This window comes from Pseudoalteromonas sp. NBT06-2, from assembly GCF_002276045.1.
Taxonomy (GTDB): domain Bacteria; phylum Pseudomonadota; class Gammaproteobacteria; order Enterobacterales; family Alteromonadaceae; genus Pseudoalteromonas.
Genome location: NZ_NQMR01000014.1, coordinates 85173 through 102326 on the forward strand (window position 1 = coordinate 85173; position 17154 = coordinate 102326).

A 17154-nucleotide genomic window follows, 5' to 3' on the forward strand; every position below is an offset into this window, starting at 1 on the left:
CTTCAGTAAAAAACGCACTTTAGGTGCGTTTATCACTTCCTAAAAACCTGTACTAACTTAAAAAACGAACAAAATGTAAGACTAAGTTACTAAATTTAGAAGTTTTAAAAGTTAAAGCAATTGTTTCCTTGTTAATCTTGTGTTATCAATAAAAAACAAATTTTTGCAATAAAATTTGTACCAAATAAAAACAAAATAATATAACAAAGCATGACAATAAGGATTTCTGGATGAACAATAAAACACAGCACAAACTCAACGCCGTATTATATACCATGGTAGCCGCAGGTATCAGCTTATCAAGCAATGCAATTGCAAAAGATAAGCAAGAAGTTGAACGTATTGAAGTAACTGGTTCGCATATAAAGCGCACAGATATGGAAGGTCCTTCACCTGTGACCAGTATTTCAGCCGCAGACATTTCAAATACAGGCGCAACTGATTTAATTGGTTTGTTTGCGAAATTACCAATTTCCGGTCAAGGTACATTCTCAACACAGGCAAATAGTAGCGATGATACAGCCAATGGTGGTTCAAGTGTTTCTTTACGTGGTTTAGGTGCTGATTCTACACTTATTTTAGTAAATGGGCGCCGCGTTTCAGTGAGTCCTTTTGCAAAAGGAATAGATACAGCCTTTGTTGATATTAACAATATTCCGGTATCAGCAATCAAACGTGTTGATATTTTAAAAGACGGCGCCTCTGCCACTTATGGTTCTGATGCGGTAGCAGGTGTAATCAATATTATTTTACGAGATGATATTGATGGCATGGAAATCAACGCTAAGATAGGTGATACCGCCGACGGTGGTGGTAAAGAAGAAAACTTTAGCATGGTATGGGGTAATACTGCAGAAAAAAGCAGCCATACATTCATATTAGATTACTTTAAACGAGAAGAAGTACTTTATGCAGATAGAGACTACGCTGCGTCATCAAATCAATCTGCTTTAAATCCAAATGATAGATATGCGGATGACTTTAGAAGTTCTTCAGGTATCCCAGGTACTATCGCTTTAAAATCCGATCCAACTAATCGTCTACCAGACACATTTGGCAATGATGTTTGTGCTGCAGAAGATATTGTAGGCACTTTATGTCGTTATGATTACGCGCCTCATATGACTATGGTACCAGCAACTGAGCGCTTTAGCTTTAACTACATGGGTAAATTAGATTTAACTGATGATATACGTGCGTTTGCAGAATTAAACGGCCAGAATGCAAAAACAACAGTAAAAGGCGCAGGTAGCCCAAGCTTTAATGAACTATATATGTCTGCTGACAATGTAAATCATCCATTTGCAAATATGCCAGATCACGAGTTTTACAATCAAGACCTAACGATGCGTCGCCGTATGGTTGATATTGGTAACCGTAAAAAAGAAGTCGACTCAGATTACTACCGCACTATTTTTGGCTTAGAAGGTGAGTTTGGTGATTGGAGCTGGCAAGCAGCTTATAGCTACATTAAAAGTAAATCAGTAGAACAAGGTGTGGATGGCTTTCCTAATTCTCGCCGCGTACAAGAAGCGATTGATAATGGTACTTGGAACCCGTTTGAGCCTTCTGCAAATAGCCAGCAAGCTTTAGATTACATTGAAACCACAACAACGCGTATCGGTAAATCAACTAACCGCTCTTGGGATGCTAAAATTTCAGGCCCATTAATGGAAATGGATTCAGGCGAGCTAATGATGGCCGTTGGTTATGAATTCCGTGAAGAAACTATCAGCGACAGACCAGATGATCAATTTTTACGTGGTGAAGTATTTGGTACAGAAGCAACACAGGCAAGTGGTGAACGTGATAATACGGCTATTTTTGCAGAATTAGCAATTCCACTATTAGACGAATTAGAAGTGCAACTAGCTGTTCGTTATGAAGATTACAGCGACTTTGGTACAACGACTGATCCTAAAGTATCTTTCCTTTGGAGTCCAAATGAAGATATTTCTTTACGTGGTTCATGGGGCACAGCATTTAGAGCGCCATCTTTATCTCAACTTGGTTTAGGTCGTACAGATGAGTCGCCTAGCTTAGTTGATACATTACGCTGTAACGCGGTAGGTAATGTAAATAAAGCTTGTGAAAAGCAAGAATATACTGCGATATTTGAAGGTAACCCTGATTTAGGACCTGAAGAGTCTACAAGTTATAATTTAGGTATGATTTATAATGTAACCGATGATTTAAGCTTTTCACTCGATTACTACAGCTATGATATAGAAAATATTATCGACTCAGATACTCAGTTTTTATTATCTACGCAAGGGTTAGACTCAAGTGTTGTTGAGCGTATTCCAACTGGAATTGAAGGCGACCCAGGTGAGATTGTACGTATCTTTGATACTTTCCAAAATATTGGTGATTTAACAACAACAGGTTTAGATTTAGACCTTAAATACAAACTAGATACGGCTTTTGGTGATGTAAAACTATCTTATGTTTTAAACTATGTTTTAGAGTATGAAGACAAACGCCCTGACGATAAAGGTGGCCAGCGAGTGAACACTCAAGAAGGTGGTTGGGAGCAACCACAATTTCGTTGGACGGCTGCAGCTGATTGGAGCAATGATGACTTTGGCGTTCACTTAGGCATCAACTTTGTAGATGAATTTGAACAAGATCCATCGGTTAAAGAAAAAGGAATTAGAGATGCGCAAGGTAATCCTATTCTTGATGATAATGGTAAACCTGAGAGTATGGTAACTATGCCAAATGTTGATTCTATGGTGACAGTTGATACTTCTATTAACTACTATGGAATTGATAAGACTACGATAACATTTGGTGTAACTAACTTATTTGATGAAAAACCACCTTTTACTTATGACGATTTTATGGGGTTTGCTGTAAACGTGCATAGTGGACAAGGTCGTTTTGCTTATTTACAAGCTAGCTATAAATTTTAAGTCGTTTATTAAATAAAAATCGTATTAATACACGATTTTTATTTACAAAATTTAGACACAAAAAAGCCGTAAACACTTTATGATTACGGCTTTTTTTAATATCAAAAATGAATTCAATATTATTTGTATTTTTGCATTACTAAAGTCGCATTAGTACCGCCAAAACCAAAACTGTTCGACATAACAGTATTGAGCTCTACATCACGTTTTTCAGTAACGATATCTAGGCCTTTTGCTTGTTCATCTAACTCATCGATATTAATTGAAGGCGCAACAAAGTTATTTTCTAACATTAATAACGAAAAAATTGCTTCATGAACACCCGCCGCACCTAGTGCATGACCAGTCATCGCTTTAGTTGCACTGATAGCGGGAGACTTGCCACCAAATACTTGTTGAATCGCACCAAGTTCTTTTACATCACCAACTGGCGTTGAAGTACCGTGCGTATTTAAGTAGTCAATCTCACCGTCAACAGTTGCCATAGCTTGTTGCATACAACGTACTGCGCCTTCGCCTGATGGTGCTACCATATCGTAACCATCAGAAGTAGCACCATAACCAACCACTTCAGCGTAGATGTGCGCACCACGCGCTAAAGCGTGCTCTAACTCTTCAACAACAACAATACCGCCACCGCCAGAGATAACAAAACCATCACGATTTGCATCATAAGTACGAGATGCTTTTTCAGGTGTGTCATTATATTTAGTAGATAATGCACCCATCGCATCAAATTCCATTGCAAGTGTCCAGTGAAGCTCTTCACCGCCACCAGCAAAAACAACATCTTGTTTGCCTAACTGAATTTGTTCTACTGCATTACCAATACAATGTGCAGAAGTAGCACATGCAGAGCTAATTGAGTAGTTAACTCCTTTAATTTTAAATGGTGTAGCTAAGCAAGCTGATGCAGTACTGGCCATAGTACGCGGAACCATGTAAGGACCAACACGTTTTACGCCTTTAGCACGTAAGGTATCAGCGGCTTCTACTTGGTACTTAGATGAACCACCTCCAGAACCGACAACTAAACCCGTACGCGGATCAGAAATTTGTTCTTCAGTTAAACCTGAATCAGAAACTGCTTCAGCCATTGCGATGTATGAATAAGCTGCTGCATCACCCATAAAACGAAAAGCTTTACGGTCTACATGTGCTTTAGTATCAATATTGATATGGCCACTGACTTGGCTACGAAGCTTATATTCAGCAAATTCTTCGTTATGTTTAATACCTGAACGACCAACTTTAAGTGATTCTAGCACTTCTTTTTTATCGTTACCGATACTTGATACAATACCGATCCCCGTAATTACGGCTCTTTTCATGGGGGTTCCCCTAATTTTACAAACTTAATTGCTGGCTATTTTACTGAAAAATTAAGCTGAACTGGTCAGCTTTGCTGTTTTTCTTAATATAACTGACTATTACATTAAATAAATGTTCAATTTATATCGTTATCTATACCCAAGCCACTTTAAAATACGCGTTTAAGGATTTCTGAGCAATTCATGATTTAGGCGCATCTTTGTATTAATGGTTACTCCCTTAAAAAAAGATGCAACAACGAACATGATTTGCTCAGAAGTCCCCATAGGGTTGGTTTAGAAACGCTTTATGCTGCGTTAGATGAATTTGAAATAGAACAACTAGGCTACATCCATCAGCCTTGCCTAAAGCGCTTCTAACTCCAACTGAATCCTGTATTTTAAAGTGGCTTGGGTATATATGCTATTTTATGAATTAAATCAGTGAATTTACAATAAAAACCCTTAAAATGGCGAAAAAAGATGGCAATTAATTAATTATGATCGAAAATGCACACATTTACTTCAACCAATCAGGTACACCTGTCGCTGACAAGTTTGACGATATATATTTTTCTATCGACAATGGCTTAGCTGAATCTACCTTTGTATTTGTTGAAAAAAATAAAATTATTGAAAGATTACATGATCATGATCAAAATCACTTTGTTATCGCCGAAACAGGTTTTGGCACAGGTCTTAATTTTTTAAATACCTGGCAACAATTTGAAAACAGTGACAATAAAACGGTAAAAAAACTACATTTTATCTCTTTTGAAAAATACCCCATAAAAAAATCTGATTTAGTGAAATCACTTGCTGCATGGCCAAACTTAAAACCATATACCGAAAAATTAATTGCCTTGTATCCCGTCGCGATGCAAGGCTGTCATAGATTAGAGTTTGCCAGTGGCACAATTGTTTTAGATCTTTGGTTTGGTGATATTAAAGACACATTGCCACAAATATGTTTTCAAGAAAAAGGCATTATTGATGCTTGGTACTTAGATGGCTTCGCTCCCAGTAAGAATCCTGATATGTGGCAACAATCTCTTTTTAATGCCATGGCTGACTTGGGTCGAGATAATTGTAGCTTTGCGACTTTTACCGCATCAGGTTTTGTTCGCAGAGGGTTAATTAAAGCCGGATTTAATGTACAAAAACATAAAGGTTTTGGTCGTAAACGAGAAATGATCTGCGGCCAACTAACAAAAGCAAATGATAAATTTAGCGAACCAAAATATTATCCTAGAGAGGGTGTTAATATAAATAAAATCGCCATTATAGGTGGTGGTATAGCGACTGCAAGTTTAGCCTTATCACTAAGCAAGCGCGATGCTCAATTTGAAGTGTTCTGTAAAGATGATCAAGTTGCAATGGGTGCCTCTCATAATCATCAAGGCGCTTTATATCCTCATTTACAAGCTAACTTTAGCCGAGAAAGTCAGTTTTATGCTCATAGTTTTTTTTATGCTCGACGATGTTTTGATGAGATTTTAACTCAAGGTTATACGTTCCCTTATCAATGGTGCGGTGTATTACTGCATGGTATTAATGCAGAAAAACAAAAAAGACAACAATCACTGATAGAGCAAAATAACTGGCCGAATGAGTTAATAAGCTATGTCTCTCCAGAACAAGCATCCGATATCGCAAATGTAGTAACACCATATTCAGGGCTTTTCATAAAGCATGGTGGCTGGATAAACCCACCAAAGCTCATAGAAGCCATGTTAAGTTATAGCCAAGCTAATAAGCTATTTACCATAAATACCAAGATTAAAATTGAAAAATTCTATCAAAAAGCAAATTTATGGTATTTGTTTGATGGTAAAATAGAGCATGGACCCTATTCTCAAGTTATTGTCGCCGCAGGCGAACACTCCGATACATTTAAACAAACAAAATCGCTCGATTTACATCCTGTAAGAGGACAAGTCAGTCATGTTAAAGCAACTGAAAAATCAGCTGAAATCTCTACTGTTTTATGCCACAAAGGCTACATAACCCCCCAATATTTAAACCACCATTGCATTGGCGCTACTTTTACTAAAAATAGCAAAGAAACACATATTAGCGAAGATGATAATAATATTAATCTAAAACAAGTTACTGACTTTTATGGTGAATGTGAATTCACGGACGATTTAAATGACATCACCAGTGCCAAGGCTGCGATACGCTGCACTAGTTTTGATCACATGCCATTAATTGGTCAAATTACTGATATAAAAAACTATCAAAAGAGTTTTGCCACATTACGCCACGGCAGTAAATATGGTTATTTATCCTACAACTCTTCTACATCAGGTTTATATATATTCACTGGTTTAGGCGCGCGAGGCTTATGTAGCGCACCATTAGGCGCAGAGTTATTATGTAGTGAAATGTTTAACGAACCTTTACCTATTGATTTAGCGATGAGTGAAGCACTACACCCCGCTAGGTTTATAGTGAGAGACTTAAAACGAAATAAAATATGAAAAACAATAAACGATTGTTTATAGTTATGTAAGTGTATTAAAATATTAAAAATTCCTAATTAAGGATGATCTATAAGGACATTATATGAGTAAAGTCATTGCCGATATTATGACAACATCAGTGTTTCAGCTTGATGTAGAGAATACCATGTTTGAAGTGCACAAATTAATGAAGGAGTCACAAATTCGTCATGTGCCTATTTCACAGAATAACAAGTTTATTGGTGTTGTAACACAAAAAGCAATTATCGCTAAGGTGATGTACTTACTAGATAACTATGGTTCATCATCTTTAGAAAGAAGAGAAAAATCCGTCTGTGTTTCTGATTTAATAGATAAGAACGTGGTATTTGCTAATCCTGACATGCCTCTAGTAGATGCTGCAGAATTCTTTTTAGCAAATCGCCATGGCTGTTTACCAATTGTAGATAAAGATAATTTATTGCAAGGAATAGTCACCTCTTCTGACTTTATTAAACTATCATTAACTTTTTTAAATAAAGGAATTAAATTATGTTAAAAGCTTATCAGCCAATACTTTTATTATTTTGTTTTATAAGCTTTTTTAGTTTAGCTAATTTATCATCAGTTCCCTTACCTGATGATACTGAAATTAGAATGAAACTTGATGATGATTATCCAATGATATTTAATGGCTTTGTTAAAATGTCAGATACAGATGTGATTGCGTTTTATCATAATCAATTAGGGTCACCAAATAAAATCATTGAAGATATTGGTCGATATACTTATTTTTACCAAGTTGATGAAAATTTAGTAAAAATAAGTATTTTTCAACAAATAGAGTGGACTGAAATAAGCATAATGATCACAACACCTTAATATTTTAAGGTTTTGCCATTTGGATCACAGCTCTTCGGTTTTTATCTCTTCCTAAAATTGTTTTATTTGAAGAGATATGACGTTTTTCGCCAAACCCCTCCACTTTAACTCTATCCGCTTTGACGCCTAATTCAATCATATAGGTTTTTATCGCCTTAGCACGCTTTTGAGATCGAGCTTGGTTAAGAGAACGGCCACTATAGCTATCGGTATAAGCGGAGATCAAAACAGACTCAATGTCAGGATCATTTTTAAGGTATTCTCCTATTCTATCAAGGCGAATTTTTGACGCTTTAGTTAACTCTCCCGTATTAGGTTCATGATGGATAACCGTAAAAGCGATATCTTCAAAGCTATAAGGTAAAAGTTCGTCTCGGCATTTTAAAAATTCTAAATAAACTTTTTTAAAGTTTACTGCTAATAAACCAACTAAGACTTTATCATTTTGATTATTCCAATCTTGATAATACAAAGTAGGCGTAAAGCCTTTTTCAAGCTCAGTTAACATTAACCAAGATACTTTACTGCCAAGTTCCCCATCAAATTGTTTTAATAATTTTAAATTAGCTAACTCTTTTGATGGCACACCAGGCATCCACATAGGTGGTACAGATTTTACAGCTGCAAAATCATACCCTTCAGGCTGAATTAGCATATCAAGAATAAACGACATTGGCTTAGACTTACTTGCATAGCTTATAAATTGCGCTTCACCATATGAAGGGATTGAGTGGTTTAATTTACAAGATAAACGTTTTGTTTGTTCTAATTGCCAAATAGAATCATCTGCTTTGGCAGAATATTGCCGTATTCCAGCATTAGCGTCAAAACTTATCACAGTAGAGCTCAACAAGTTAAAATATAAAAATATTAAGGCCATACGACTAAACACAAATACAACTCCAATTAAAACAGTGCATTAGTTAATTAAAGCACCCTATATGATTCCATGAATCACATATAAAGATTATAGGTCAAAAAAATTACCTTAACCGATTAATAAACTATACAGTTTATCGGCCTAAATATAAAAAAATAAAACTTTAATTAACTTAATAAGATTTTAATTTATGCTTTAGGTATAATACGCGCCATTTATTATCTAAAAAAATTTATAATGTCTTCAAACGAACAAACACTATTTTCAAAACGCTTCCGAGGTTATTTTCCTGTTGTTATTGATGTTGAAACAGCTGGATTTAATAATAAAACAGATGCTTTATTAGAAGTTGCTGCAAGTATTTTAAAAATGGATGACGATGGTGTTATTTCACTTGAACATACATTACATTTTCATGTTGAACCATTTGAAGGGGCTAATATTGAACAAACTGCAATAGACTTTAATGGTATAAAGCCATTCAGTGCTTTGCGTGGTGCGGTACCAGAGTCTGAAGCAATTAAAGAAATTTGTAAAGCAGTTAGAAAAGCACAAAAAGCAGCCGGTTGCCAACGATCAGTGATTGTAGCCCACAATGCCGCATTTGATCATGGTTTTTTAAATTCAGCTATTGAGCGCTGCAATATTAAACGCACACCATTTCATCCTTTTGTAAGCTTTGATACCACTACTTTATCTGGTTTAGCACTAGGTCAAACAGTATTAGCAAAAGCCTGTGTTGCAGCAAAAATTGACTTTGATAATAGCCAAGCACACAGTGCATTATACGATACAGAACGTACAGCGGAGCTATTTTGTTTTATTGTTAATAAATGGCAAGCTTTAGGTGGATGGCCGCTTGCTGAAGAAGAGCAAAGCGACAAAACTGAAGATTAGTTAAGTTATTAATTACAGATGCTTAGGCCAAGCCAAGCATCTGTAATTAAGGTTTAAATGTTTGCGTGATCTTGCCTTCAGTGATTTTTAATAAATTTGGCGGGTAAATTCTAGTAAATTGCTTATTATCTTTCGCGATATGAAGCTCGACACCGGGATGCATCAACTCATTTATAGTTAAACGACTGGCGTGCAATAACATATTGAGTTTTTTTTGTAATAAATCTCTATTTTTATAAACCCGTTTTAGCTTAGTTAATAGCATATCTTCACTCGCTTTTATTTTAGTTTGATACACTTTTTTTTGTTCAGCACTCGGTATGTTTTCAGCTTTTTTTCGTGCTTGTTTAAAAGATTTCAACTTTGAATTAAGTGTTTTTTCAAGTGTTGCAAGCTGATTTAACTTCTCTCTGAGTTCATGCCAATATTGTGCTAAATAGATTTTTGTTTTAGTACCAGAAGGCGCACCTAATTCACCCGTTTCAACGCGTAAAGCATTAATAACTTGGCCACCAATAATTTTGCCTCTGGGTTTATCTCCTGTACCCACTCTAATTAAACGCCTCGCTGAAAGCTCACAATGTAAAGCTTGCTTATCTATCATCAAATCTTGTTCTGAACTTAACTTACTATATTGTGCATATCCTATTGAAATAGTGCCATTTGCTTGCACACTACAGGTGAAATCACGGCCTTCTTCACGCTTTCTCCCAATTACCCCATTTATTATTGTAATTGCTGATTCAGAGCATATATCTGCTGATTCAACAAAGCCTAATACGGTAATATCACCGCTTGCTTTGATTTTCATACCATCTTTTACATCTTCAGATACAATCACACTACCATCAAATTCAATATGACCCGTAGTCACATCAACATTGCTATAACACACAACATCATCAACACGCATACCTCTGGGGACAGCTACAGGAACTCCCACAGCATCAGCGATTAAAATATTAGCGTTTTTAGGGTCTAAAGTCGTTCCATCCATCACTTGTATTGGGAAATCTTTACCGGGAACTGCAGAAATAACATCACCAAAAACGGTATAACCATCTTCTCCATTAGATGGTGGTACGCGTTGCATTAATGGTGTGCCTGGGTTTACTGTGATAAGCGCGCCTAAATCACGCATATCTACTTTGCCATCTTCTTTTTTTTGAGGACTTAAAACACGATCTTGCGCTGTGGCGCATAATCGAATGTAGCGTGTATCCGTGCCATTTTTAGCCCTTTTTCCATGAGCTACAATACAGCTATAAATTTCACCGGCTTGGGTTTCAAATTGACGACCTAAAAAGTTTTCAATTGCTTTATTACTTGCGCCACTTTTGACACCAGCACTTTCTAAAGCTTGCTTCATAGTTTGCGCATCAGCAATATTACCACCTTTGCTTACAGTTAATGTTGCCTCTGCAGTCATATTTGTATCGTCAACTTTAATTGTGATAGTGGCGTCTACTGCTGTTGCAATAATGTACGGTGGGGGCTTGATGGTATTTGAATTTGAAAAAAGAGATCTAATTGTCGCTAAATTGATTTCAAACTCTGCAAATTCAGATGATTCAAATAACTCAATAAGCTGTTCTGCTGATGCAGGATAGCCTGAATCAGATGGGTGCTGAACTAATTGAACTTGCTTTGTTTTTTTGTCTAGTGAAAACAGCGACATTTATAACCTATTTCCATAATTCAAGGTATTAGTTATTTGAGCATAACTAGAAGTAAAAGTTAAGTTTTGTCTATTAAAGTAATAATTATAAATAATTCAACACAAAAGAAATTAAAAAACATACTTTCAGCGTATTGTTTTAATTAATAAAAACCGATAGAAAAATTTAACTTATTGTACCTTTAAAATATTTTTTTAGTCACTACACTTCAAATTTAGAAGTCGCATCTAATAAATTATCGGATAAATAGTGGAGATTTTTTGCAACTTCTCGGATTGATATTAAGGATTCTTGCGTATCTTCAAATGAACAATGCATATTCGATACGTTATCAACAACCATTGCAGCAACTGATGTTTGCTCCTCAGTTGCTGCAGCTATTTGTGCATTCATGCCATTAATAGATAAAATTTGCTCTGATATTTTCTCTATTGATATTCCAGTTTCTTGTGCCGAATTTGCATTGTCTTTTGCCATGTCTCTTGCTGAATTCATTGCACCAACAGACTCATTTGCAGCACCTGTTAAAACAGTTAAAAGCTCTCTAATTTCATTTGTTGATTTCGCAGTTCTTGATGCCAACTCTCTGACTTCATCAGCTACAACAGCAAACCCCCTACCTTGCTCTCCAGCCCTAGCGGCCTCGATTGCGGCATTTAAAGCAAGTAAATTAGTTTGCTCTGCTATTGAGGTGATTACATTTAAGATCTGTGTCACATTTTGAGTATCACTTGCAAGTTGATCTATAGTTGAAGATGCGCTTTGAATTTCTTCACTTAATGCTTGCGACATTTTCACAGATACATTTATTTGCTTTAAGCTTTGCTCCACTTCTTTTTCAGCTACTTGAGCAGCCCCCGCAGCATTTGCTGCCGACGAAGAAATGTCTCCAACGCTTTGTTTCATTTCCTCCATGGACTGCCGCACTATTTCAGCATCTGTGGATTGTTGTGTTGTTGCCGACTCTGCTTTTTCCATTCCTTGTACTAAACGAGTAGAGTTTTCCATTAAAGGCTCTACAACAGACATGATTTCTAAAACAGAACCCTTTAAAACACCAATAAATGCATTAAAGTGGATGGCAACTTGTCCTATTTCATCATTAGAGCATACCGTTAGCTTTGAACTTAAATTACCTCCACCACTTGCAAGTAACTCCAACCCATTTGCAGCATTTTCAGCCGCCAAGCCAATTTTTTTAGCTATAAAAATAGCTAATATAATTAAGCCAATGAGCATGAAAATACTAATTGAAAGCATTAAAAATAAAGCATCGTCAGAACGGGTTTGAGTACTTTGCACTAATCCAATAAACCGAGAGTCAGCTTTATTTTTAATTGATTTAAAACTTTTTAATAAAACATCAAATTTAGCCGATTTACTTTTTGCATCATCCTGAATTTTAGAAAAGTCAGCTGTACCATCAATCATACCGATAGCGATTTTTGACGAGATTTCAGCATATTCATTTAACTGCTTAATTTCAGAGCCACCTCGATAACTTTTATCTAATGAGTTTAACTCTTCTAAGTAATTTTGAATTTCATTTTTAGTTATATCCGCCTTATCTACTAGATCACCATCACCAAATGTAACGGCTTGGGTATATAAATCGTCTAGTTTTTCTAGCAAATACTTATTAGAGGTAGCAAGCTGAACAACTTTATATGACGTGGTTTGTAGCTCATCTAATGCATGTTTATTATCAACCATAGCAGAGTAATTAATGATTGCGGATACTAAAAAAACCACAACAGATATACTCGTAATCGCGTGTATCTTTTTAGTAATGCTTAAATCATTAAACGAAAAACCATTCGACATAAACTGCTCCAAAACAACTAAAAATAAATTATTTATATTAAGATCTTCTTTTAATTGTTATCTATTTTATGAATTTATCTAGTTTTTTTTAAATTGAACTACAATTTATTTGATTCATTTATCTAAATCAAGGATAAATCATGAAAACTCAACTTACAATAGCAGTATTAGCTACACTATCTTTACCCTTGCATGCTGAGATAAACATTTCAGGTTTTGCCAGTGTAAATGGCGGTAAAGTTATAAGTGGTACTGGCGTGCCACAATATGATGTTGAACCTACATTTTTAGCAGACTATCCCATAGTTAGTGCATATACCCAAGACTTTTCAATGAAACCTGAGTCACTGTTTGGCTTACAGTTTACTGGAAATCTGTCTGAAGGGCTTTTTGCAACCGCACAAATAGTCGCTCGTGGTGCAAATGACTATGATGCTAAATTTGAATGGGCATATATATCTTATGAATTAAATGATAGTTTGACCATTCAAGCTGGTAAAAAAAGACTACCACTGTTTTACTACTCAGATTTTTTTGATGTTGGTTACGCTTATGTTTGGATGCGCGCACCAGCAGATAATTATACATGGCAAATCTTTAATTATAACGGTATAAATGCCTTATATAGTGGCTCAATTGGTGATTGGTCACTCAGTGGTAATATTTATGGTGGTCGGGAAGATGATACCAATAACAAACTTTTGTCTGATTTTTTCTTTCTCGAACCAGTTCGTGAAATTTGGAAAGATATTCTAGGTGGTGTGATTCAAGCAAGTAACGATTGGCTAGAAATAAGAGCCACTCATATGCAATATACTAACGAAAGATATCGTAGCGGCGAACAAGTATTGTGGGATGGAAAACCACAAAGAGATGGCAAATTTTATGGCTTGTCGGTAAATGCTGACTTTGGTAACTTATTTATACTAACTGAGTTGAATAGGCTAGATTTAGGCGGAAACTTAGATACATACATGATAAGTGTAGGTTATAGATTTAATGACATTACACCGTATTTTGCATATGCTGATTTCGAAGAAGATGCAACAGATGGAGAACATCACGATACTATGTCATTAGGTGTTAGGTGGGATTTTCACTCTTCAGCGGCATTAAAAATTCAATACGATAAAGTTGAAGAGCATTCTTTTGATTTAGCTGTTGCAGGTGATAGTGAGTCAATTACTTTTGGTATAGATGTTGTATTTTAGGAGAATCATCATGAAAACACGTACATTAGCGATGACTCTATTTCTATTTAGTGCAACAACTTTAGCCGATGTGGCAGTCATTGTTCACCCATCAAATAGCAATGCGATTGATGCAACTGTAATCAAGAAAATATTCACAGGTAAAAGTAAATCTTTTTCTGATGGCAGTAAAGTTAGCCCAGTAAGTCAAAGCGCAAGTTCAGTCGTAGCGGCTGAATTCAATAAAAAAGCATTAAAAAAATCATCAAGTCAATTAAAAGCATATTGGTCTAAACTGGTTTTTACCGGTAAAGGAACACCCCCGAAAGAACTTAGCAATGATGCTGACGTACTCAAACATATCGCCTCAACACCAAATGCTATCGGTTTTATAAGTGTAGACTCAGTCGATAGCAGTGTAAAAGTTGTACAAAAATACTAATTCACCTCAAAAACACAAAATGAGCATCTTTCACTTTGTGTTTTTTTATACAAATCGCATACAAATCAATCAACAGCCAACTCAATTACAATTAAAACTTGTACCATGACAAAAGCTTGGCGTATACTTACTGCATTAGCATACATACCAGTAGCTATAGTCAAACAAACTGAAGTTTATTTCGACGTTAGAAAATAGTGAAAAAAGTATTATTTCACTAAAACAGATTTCAGGGGCTGATTAGGATTCGACGGGATCCCTGAAGCCTTAGGTGCATGTCGAGGTGCGGCTGGCCTCGTAAAAAAGCCGCAATTAAAGTAATCGCAAACGACGATTCTTACTCTCTAGCAGCTTAGGCAGCTAGCGCTCCTTCCAAGTATTCTCGTGGACTTGGGATCCGGAGTGTCACCCTACATTGAGATCGCGATGGAAACCCTGGCCGGGGTTGAAGCGCTAAAACTAAGCGGCCTCGCCTTTGCTTATCGTGTACGTCCGAGATTTAAAGGTTAATTAAATGACGATACTAAACATGTAGTACCGAAGGTCGACGCTTTCCGGACGGGGGTTCAAATCCCCCCAGCTCCACCACATTAAGTTGTTATAAATCAGGTAGTTAAGCTAAAACTTAACTACCTTTTTTATTTTCGCCACCTAACTACAACCACAAAACATCCACACTAAAAATAAAATAATTCAATAATTAAACTAAGCGTTCACACTAAAAAACAAGGAAGCCTTATGATTAATGACAATTTGTATAAATTTAGAACTCTAGATGTTAACTCTTTAGCTGCACTAGCATCAAAAAAGCTTTGGTTCTCTAATTATGAAGGATTAAATGATCCAGCAGAATTGCACTATAAAATAACTGAAGAATATAGTGATGATGATTACATTAAATACTACAAAGAAAGAATAAAAGCAGAAGAACCTTATTCTGTGCGAAAAATTCATCCTGATGAAATTACTAAGTATTTTATAAAAAACCGTGATGAATTTCTAAAGGAAATAAAATGGCGAATATCTCCGACCGTTCAATGGGAAAATTACGCAGTGTAGATGATAGCTATATTCGATATGAAACATTAACTCAGTCGAATGATAAGATTTCCAATGTCCTAATTATCAGAAGTAAGTATCGCCAAAAAAGGCGATACTTTTGAAGGGGAAGTAAATTTATTCAACAGTGTTATAGTGTTCTACAACTGTATTATTAATGACGACCTTTAATATATATATAAAAAATAGTGGTAACATTAAACCAAAACTAATAAAGCACAATATACCCCACCCAAGTAAAGGCAAAAACATATCAACTAATGATTTTTCAAATCTAAAACGATATTTTTTTATTTTCATTTACCTAATTCCTTTTTACACAGGTCGATGTACAAACGAAATTCTGACCTCGTATTCCTGTACAAGTTGCTACATATTTAACACACATAGCTACAGGTCCAAAATTGAATGAACCGCCATACATTTGAAGTAAGCCAGACATAGACTCTGCACCACTATTAGTTGTAAAAGAGTATTCTCCATTTACATCTTTATCGTTTAATGGGAGATCATTACAATCACCATCATAGGCACTAGTCATAACAAAAGTGTTATTTTTAAAATCTAGATACCCACCCATTCTTCCACCATCAACAGTATTAAACCCAAGGTCATTAGGATTAAGAACATTTAGAACAGAGCCAACCATTGAAACTACACCATTTGAGGAATTAGCCATAACCCCAATAAATTGAGTGGATTTTAATGCATATACTCCAACGTAATCATATGGATCGGATGATGAAATATTAGTTACAAATCTATTAAAAAGATCCCTTCTTAGAGCTGAGCTTTTAATATAGCTGTGAGCTGTCTTACTATCAGAACTGACACTCTTAGCTTTACACTCAGTTGAAGTTGAACTAGTTGAATCAAAGCCCATTGAAGTATTAGACATACTTAAATCATCTTCATTAAAGACTTTGAAATTCAAATAATTTATCGCCTGCTTTTTAGCTTCAACAAGAGAAATAAATGAAGACCTGATTGAAGAATCAGGTGTAACCTCTACAGCTTCTACTGTAGGAACCAAATCTTCAATATAAACTTTGTTTAACCTGTATTTTTTATAAATTAAATTTGTTTCATCGAACACATGAGCATAAGATATTTGATTTCTAAACCATCCTGACTCAGCTTTCATTTTCATACCATATTCTGTACAGCCATTACAAGAAATGACATCAACGTCAGCAGCATAAACCGACGGCATTAGAAACAAAGATAAAGATAATATTTTTTTCACGCTTAATCCCTTTTTAATATTGAAAATCCTTATACTTGAAATTTAATGAAAAAATTTCAAGAGCGGAATATACTACCATCACTTCATAACTGTCAACAAATTAGGTCCATTTGACTCAGTTAAAATGTCTGTACAATTGAAAACATTGTACTTTTTTTATTCTACTTTTAATGTCCGAACTTATAAAACAAACAGATATTATGGTTGAAAAACCACTTTATGAAGTCATAGAAGATTTTGTATCATTAAAACGCTCTATACATACAAGGCGGGCATATAAAGGAGATATTACCCAGTTTTTTAATACTCTCGATCTTATAACACTCGAAGATCTTGCATACCTTCCATTTGCTCAATTAATCAATAAAGTTGAGCAGGTGCTTTTG

General features: G+C 35.5%; 15 protein-coding genes and 1 other RNA gene. 10 read left to right on the forward strand and 6 right to left on the reverse strand.

Annotated features, from left to right (window positions below):
• Positions 1-230 precede the first annotated feature (230 nt).
• The gene (locus CJF42_RS04600; protein WP_095365555.1) at positions 231-2915 is read left to right on the forward strand and encodes a TonB-dependent receptor plug domain-containing protein; all 2685 of its coding nucleotides are present in this window, start codon (positions 231-233) and stop codon (positions 2913-2915) included.
• A gap of 119 nt (positions 2916-3034) precedes the next feature.
• On the opposite strand, the gene fabB is transcribed toward CJF42_RS04600, so the two are convergent.
• Positions 3035-4246, reverse strand: a complete 1212-nt coding sequence (fabB, locus tag CJF42_RS04605) for a beta-ketoacyl-ACP synthase I (RefSeq protein WP_095365556.1) — start codon at positions 4244-4246, stop codon at positions 3035-3037.
• A 479-nt stretch (positions 4247-4725) separates the two neighbouring features.
• Here fabB and mnmC point away from each other — a divergent pair, with 479 nt between their 5' ends.
• The 3 genes from mnmC (at position 4726) to CJF42_RS04625 (ending at position 7551) form a co-directional block, all read left to right on the forward strand.
• On the forward strand, positions 4726-6708 hold the full coding sequence (gene mnmC, locus CJF42_RS04615) for a bifunctional tRNA (5-methylaminomethyl-2-thiouridine)(34)-methyltransferase MnmC2/FAD-dependent 5-carboxymethylaminomethyl-2-thiouridine(34) oxidoreductase MnmC1 (RefSeq protein WP_095365557.1): 1983 nt from the start codon (positions 4726-4728) through the stop codon (positions 6706-6708).
• An 85-nt stretch (positions 6709-6793) separates the two neighbouring features.
• Positions 6794-7228, forward strand: coding sequence for a CBS domain-containing protein (locus tag CJF42_RS04620; protein WP_095365558.1), 435 nt, complete (start codon positions 6794-6796; stop codon positions 7226-7228).
• Positions 7222-7551, forward strand: a complete 330-nt coding sequence (locus tag CJF42_RS04625; protein ID WP_095365559.1) for a hypothetical protein — start codon at positions 7222-7224, stop codon at positions 7549-7551. Before CJF42_RS04620 ends, CJF42_RS04625 begins: the two co-directional genes overlap by 7 nt.
• A 4-nt stretch (positions 7552-7555) precedes the next feature.
• Here CJF42_RS04625 and CJF42_RS04630 read toward each other — a convergent pair whose 3' ends face one another.
• A complete protein-coding gene (locus CJF42_RS04630; RefSeq protein WP_095365569.1) occupies positions 7556-8431 on the reverse strand; it encodes a flagellar protein MotY in 876 nt (291 codons plus the stop codon).
• A 237-nt stretch (positions 8432-8668) separates the two neighbouring features.
• Between CJF42_RS04630 and rnt the strand changes: the two genes are divergently transcribed.
• On the forward strand, positions 8669-9328 hold the full coding sequence (gene rnt / locus CJF42_RS04635; protein WP_095365560.1) for a ribonuclease T: 660 nt from the start codon (positions 8669-8671) through the stop codon (positions 9326-9328).
• Positions 9329-9374: 46 nt separating this feature from the next.
• Here rnt and CJF42_RS04640 read toward each other — a convergent pair whose 3' ends face one another.
• Entirely contained in the window at positions 9375-11006 is a 1632-nt protein-coding gene (locus CJF42_RS04640; protein WP_095365561.1) for a flagellar assembly protein A, read from the reverse strand.
• 202 nt (positions 11007-11208) lie between these two features.
• On the reverse strand, positions 11209-12831 hold the full coding sequence (locus CJF42_RS04645; RefSeq protein WP_095365562.1) for a methyl-accepting chemotaxis protein: 1623 nt from the start codon (positions 12829-12831) through the stop codon (positions 11209-11211).
• A 140-nt stretch (positions 12832-12971) separates the two neighbouring features.
• Between CJF42_RS04645 and CJF42_RS04650 the strand changes: the two genes are divergently transcribed.
• The 4 genes from CJF42_RS04650 to CJF42_RS04665 all read left to right on the forward strand — a co-directional run bounded on the left by CJF42_RS04650 (position 12972) and on the right by CJF42_RS04665 (position 15522).
• Entirely contained in the window at positions 12972-14042 is a 1071-nt protein-coding gene (locus tag CJF42_RS04650) for a porin (RefSeq protein WP_095365563.1), read from the forward strand.
• A gap of 10 nt (positions 14043-14052) precedes the next feature.
• Positions 14053-14463 carry a type 2 periplasmic-binding domain-containing protein gene (locus CJF42_RS04655; protein WP_095365564.1) on the forward strand — a complete coding sequence of 137 codons (411 nt, stop codon included), beginning with the start codon at positions 14053-14055 and terminating at the stop codon, positions 14461-14463.
• A 232-nt stretch (positions 14464-14695) separates the two neighbouring features.
• Positions 14696-15051: a transfer-messenger RNA gene (ssrA, locus tag CJF42_RS04660) on the forward strand.
• Between the two features lie 150 nt (positions 15052-15201).
• Positions 15202-15522, forward strand: coding sequence for a hypothetical protein (locus tag CJF42_RS04665; protein ID WP_095365565.1), 321 nt, complete (start codon positions 15202-15204; stop codon positions 15520-15522).
• Positions 15523-15639: 117 nt separating this feature from the next.
• On the opposite strand, the gene CJF42_RS04670 is transcribed toward CJF42_RS04665, so the two are convergent.
• Positions 15640-15822 (reverse strand): hypothetical protein, encoded by a 183-nt coding sequence (locus CJF42_RS04670; RefSeq protein ID WP_095365566.1) that lies wholly within the window; start codon positions 15820-15822, stop codon positions 15640-15642.
• A 4-nt stretch (positions 15823-15826) separates the two neighbouring features.
• On the reverse strand, positions 15827-16768 hold the full coding sequence (locus CJF42_RS04675; RefSeq protein ID WP_095365567.1) for a hypothetical protein: 942 nt from the start codon (positions 16766-16768) through the stop codon (positions 15827-15829).
• Between the two features lie 200 nt (positions 16769-16968).
• On the opposite strand from CJF42_RS04675, the gene CJF42_RS28065 reads away from it, so the two are divergent.
• Positions 16969-17154, forward strand: a 186-nt coding sequence (locus tag CJF42_RS28065) for a hypothetical protein (protein ID WP_212668778.1), incomplete at its 3' end; no start/stop codon positions are given.